1 protein-coding gene and 1 pseudogene are annotated in these 1,915 nt (G+C 36.7%); one reads left to right on the top strand and one right to left on the bottom strand.

Annotated elements, in window-relative coordinates; genetic code table 11:
• Positions 1–176: 176 nt before the first annotated feature.
• Positions 177–1,769, top strand: a complete 1,593-nt coding sequence (locus ACTS60_RS10050; RefSeq protein WP_440888111.1) for an LA2681 family HEPN domain-containing protein — start codon at positions 177–179, stop codon at positions 1,767–1,769.
• 36 nt (positions 1,770–1,805) lie between these two features.
• On the opposite strand, the pseudogene ACTS60_RS10055 reads toward ACTS60_RS10050, so the two are convergent.
• Positions 1,806–1,915, bottom strand: a pseudogene (locus ACTS60_RS10055) (IS30 family transposase); the annotation flags it as partial.

Here is a 1,915-nt window from a genome sequence, read left to right on the forward strand (position 1 = left end):
TCAAGTAGCAAATTGCACATAACAAAGCATTTAAGAGTGATTCCCAACGCTTGGCATTTTTAGTGTCATCGTTGGGTTTTGTGTTTACGGTGGTATGGTTAAGTTTTGTGGTGGCGTTGCTCACACCTTAATGCGGCGTTATACGCAATGTCGATTTCGAAGTATTGGAGCCTTTAATGGTTGAAGAATCATTTGTTGAAAAACATCGAGCTATTAATGCTCTACTTGATATTGGTGAATTTTCTGAAGCTTTTACTAAAGCTAAAGAGTTATTAAAAACTATCGAAGCTTTAGGTGATGGTAGTGAAGAGTATTACTTAATGCTGTTTAATATCGCAGGTTCATTTATAGATATTGGTTCAATGAAGTCTGACATAGAGATAGTTTCCATTGGCTACAACTTAATGAATGATAACCAAGCCGAAATGCTTGCTCTAATCCCAGATAGTGATTTTTACTATAACTTGGCTAACGCTAGATCAAGTATGATTTCTGAGCCAAATCCGTTCAATCATACTTTTGAAACTATTGAAGAACTCGTTCAGCTAAAACAATTGTACTGGAAAGCCTTAAAAGAAATAACTAAAAATCAGAAAGATACCCCGTATGAACTGATTGTGAATTTAGCTAATTCATTGAAGCAACAGTTCCGCCTCGTGGAGGCTCTCAGGTTGTATGACAGAGCGTTAAGTCTGAATCCATTCTGCACTCAAGCATTAGTAAATCGTAGTGATACATTATTGATGCTCAATACAATTACATCGACTCATTCATTGCAAATGCTTGATCAGGTTGTGTCAGGATATACGGAAGCAAGTAAAGCAAAAGATATTCCCGATAGTTGGGCAAAATACTATTTAAATTTATCTGAATTTCATCAACAGAAAATTGATGATTTTTGTAAAAAAGAGAATATATCTAGAAGTAAAGACGATAATCACGAAACGGAAGCTGAATTTAATGCGCTCAGTGATTACAGAAAGTTTTGCCTTACAAACCAATTGTCTCTTTCAGAGCATGGTTTGTATTGTCATTGTGCCGGTAGTGCAAGGGATAACTTAACAATACCGCATATCGGTGGAGTAGTCGGGGACTTCATAGTCCCAATGGAAATGGTTTTAAATCGGTTGAAGTCAGAGTTTTCTTTTGCAAGAAAACTCTATTATGACTATGTGACCCAAGCACAAGATGATGATTTACTCCACGAATCTTGTTTTTCTGAATTATTTAATGATGAGCTTCTAGGCGTGGACGTAGAAAAGCTTAGGACCTCATTTAGACTATGTTTTGGCATACTAGACAAAATCGGAGTTGCTGTATGCGAATTATATGATTTGTATCCACCAAATGGGAATGTGTCATTCCAAAGCTTTTGGCAGCTTGATCGTAATAAAAGACGAGAGTTATTTGAAGTAGTAAAATCTCCAGGGTTACTCGCGTTATATAGTATTGCTAGTGATCTTAACGATCGTAAAGATGGTGAATGGGCGATTTTCAAAACATGGCGAAATGATTTAGAGCACAAATTTGTTGTAGTTCACAAAAGTGATAAGCCGAATGACCTATATAATTCCTATCGATTTGTTGACGAAATAGCTTTTATTAAAGAATCAGATTTTGTTAACTTCCTTGAACACATGCTCCAAATTACTAGGTCTGCGATATTTTCCTTCACCTTAATGGTCCGACATGAGGGTACAAAAGACATAAATGACAATACTATAGTATTGCCTCAGAGTGTGCTTCGAAAAGACTTCCGAGAATGGTAAATTGCGCTTAGTATCAAGTTTGAAGTGCGACACTTTTTACAGATGCGCATGAATATACTCCGTTGGTGTCCTATACCCAAGTCTTTTGCGTGGGCGCGTATTTAATTTGTGTGCAATTTCATTGCAGAGCTTCTGTGTTACGTGTG

It is taken from the genome of Vibrio sp. WZ-1 (assembly GCF_052037695.1).
Classification (GTDB): Bacteria; Pseudomonadota; Gammaproteobacteria; order Enterobacterales; family Vibrionaceae; genus Vibrio.

Coding starts and splice junctions, on each gene's coding strand:
- ACTS60_RS10050 (WP_440888111.1), top strand. CDS start 177: ATGGTTGAAGAATCATTTGTTGAAAAACATCGAGCTATTAATGCTCTA.